Raw genomic sequence first — 3048 nt, forward strand, 5'->3', positions numbered from 1 at the left:
GGGCTCGCGCCCTCAAAACTGAAGTCATCAACAAGCATCTGCTAGAACAAGGCCTCGACCGATTAGTATCACTCAGCTCCACATGTCGCCATGCTTCCACCCGTGACCTATCTACCTCATCGTCTCTGAGGGGTCTTTCTTGATTACTCAAAGGGAAATCTCATCTTGGAGGGGGCTTCATGCTTAGATGCTTTCAGCATTTATCCCGTCCGCACGTAGCTACCCAGCGATGCTCCTGGCGGAACAACTGGTACACCAGCGGTGCGTCCATCCCGGTCCTCTCGTACTAAGGACAGCTCTCCTCAAATTTCCTGCGCCCACGACGGATAGGGACCGAACTGTCTCACGACGTTCTGAACCCAGCTCGCGTACCGCTTTAATGGGCGAACAGCCCAACCCTTGGGACCTACTCCAGCCCCAGGATGCGATGAGCCGACATCGAGGTGCCAAACCTCCCCGTCGATGTGGACTCTTGGGGGAGATCAGCCTGTTATCCCCAGGGTAGCTTTTATCCGTTGAGCGATGGCCCTTCCATGCGGAACCACCGGATCACTAAGCCCGACTTTCGTCCCTGCTCGACTTGTAGGTCTCGCAGTCAAGCTCCCTTCTGCCTTTGCGCTCTACGAATGATTTCCAACCATTCTGAGGGAACCTTTGGGCGCCTCCGTTACTGTTTAGGAGGCGACCGCCCCAGTCAAACTACCCGCCTGACACGGTCCTCCAGCCGGATCACGGCTGCGAGTTAGAGACTCTATGCATGAAGGGCGGTATCCCAAGGGTGACTCCTCCGAAGCTGGCGCTCCGGGCTCGACGTCTCCCGCCTATCCTGTACATCATGCACAAAGCCTCAATATCAGGCTGTAGTAAAGCTCCATGGGGTCTTTCCGTCCTGTCGCGGGTAACCTGCATCTTCACAGGTACTATGATTTCACCGGGTCTCTCGTTGAGACAGTGCCCAAATCGTTACGCCTTTCGTGCGGGTCGGAACTTACCCGACAAGGAATTTCGCTACCTTAGGACCGTTATAGTTACGGCCGCCGTTTACTGGGGCTTCGGTTCAAAGCTTCGCTTGCGCTAACCCATCCCCTTAACCTTCCAGCACCGGGCAGGCGTCAGCCCCTATACGTCATCTTGCGATTTAGCAGAGACCTGTGTTTTTGCTAAACAGTCGTTTGGGCCTATTCACTGCGGCTCTACTCATGTAGAGCGTCCCTTCTCCCGAAGTTACGGGACCATTTTGCCGAGTTCCTTAACGAGAGTTATCCCGCGCGTCTTAGAATTCTCATCTCGCCTACCTGTGTCGGTTTACGGTACTGGCGCCTTCCCCCTCACTAGAGGCTTTTCTTGGCAGTGTGAAATCGTGACCTACGTCCCTACGGGACTCCGCGTCGTTCCTTGACTTTGGTGCCTGACGGATTTGCCAATCAGACGGTCTTGAAACTTGCACATGCACTTCCATCCGCATGCGTCACTATCCTCCTGCGTCCCCCCATTGTTCAAACGGTGGATCGGCGGTACAGGAATATCAACCTGTTATCCATCGCCTACGCCTTTCGGCCTCGGCTTAGGTCCAGACTAACCCTGAGCGGACGAGCCTTCCTCAGGAAACCTTGGGCTTTCGACGGAGGGGATTCTCACCCCTCTTTTCGCTACTCACACCGGCATTCTCACTTCCAAACGCTCCACTGCTCCTTCCGGTACAGCTTCACAGCGGTTTGGAACGCTCCCCTACCATTCCTTACGGAATCCGCAGCTTCGGTGGTATGTTTAGCCCCGTTACATTTTCGGCGCGGCGCCACTCGACTAGTGAGCTATTACGCACTCTTTGAATGGTGGCTGCTTCTAAGCCAACATCCTAGCTGTCTAGGCAGCGCCACATCCTTTTCCACTTAACATACACTTTGGGACCTTAGCTGGCGGTCTGGGCTGTTTCCCTCTTGACTACGGATCTTATCACTCGCAGTCTGACTCCCGAGTATAAGTTGCTGGCATTCGGAGTTTAACTGAATTCGGTAACCCTGTGGGGGCCCCTAGTCCAATCAGTGCTCTACCTCCAGAACTCTCAACCTCGAGGCTAGCCCTAAAGCTATTTCGGGGAGAACCAGCTATCTCCAGGTTCGATTGGCATTTCACCGCTACCCACACCTCATCCCCGCACTTTTCAACGTGCGTGGGTTCGGACCTCCAGTCAGTGTTACCTGACCTTCATCCTGGACATGGGTAGATCACCTGGTTTCGGGTCTACGACAACGCACTGAACGCCCTGTTCAGACTCGCTTTCGCTACGGCTCCGCCTCATCGGCTTAACCTCGCGCGTTATCGTAACTCGCCGGTTCATTCTACAAAAGGCACGCCATCACCCGTTAACGGGCTCTGACTACTTGTAGGCATACGGTTTCAGGATCTATTTCACTCCCCTTCCGGGGTGCTTTTCACCTTTCCCTCACGGTACTGGTTCACTATCGGTCACTAGGGAGTATTTAGCCTTGGGAGATGGTCCTCCCGGATTCCGACGGGGTTTCACGTGTCCCGCCGTACTCAGGATCCACTCTGGAGGGAAAACAGTTTCAGCTACAGGGCTGTCACCTTCTTCGGCCGACCTTTCCAGGTCCTTCACCTACTGTCTTCCTTTTTGACTCCGTATAGAGTGTCCTACAACCCCGAAGAGCATGCTCTCCGGTTTGGGCTGTTCCCGTTTCGCTCGCCGCTACTCAGGGAATCGCATTTGCTTTCTCTTCCTCCGGGTACTTAGATGTTTCAGTTCCCCGGGTCTGCCTCACGCTACACTATGTATTCATGTAACATGTCCCATCCCATTACGGATGGTGGGTTCCCCCATTCGGAAATCTTCGGATCAAAGCATACTTACTGCTCCCCGAAGCATATCGCTGTTCGTCGCGTCCTTCATCGGCTCCTAGTGCCAAGGCATCCACCGTACGCCCTTCATACCTTGATCTAGCGTTGGTATTCTAAGAACACACGTCTAATGACATGGTTAATTAAAAGTTTGATGTCTTGTTGATGTCTTCAGTTTTCAAGGTGCGAGTG

The 3048-nt window shown here is 53.9% G+C and carries 1 rRNA gene; it reads right to left on the reverse strand.

Features of this window, described 5'->3' with window-relative positions:
* Positions 1 to 42: 42 nt before the first annotated feature.
* Positions 43 to 2956 (reverse strand): 23S ribosomal RNA (locus EXG77_RS16255).
* Positions 2957 to 3048 lie beyond the last annotated feature (92 nt).

The sequence above is a fragment of the Exiguobacterium sp. OS-77 genome (genome assembly GCF_000414195.2).
Taxonomy (GTDB): domain Bacteria; phylum Bacillota; class Bacilli; order Exiguobacteriales; family Exiguobacteriaceae; genus Exiguobacterium_A; species Exiguobacterium_A indicum.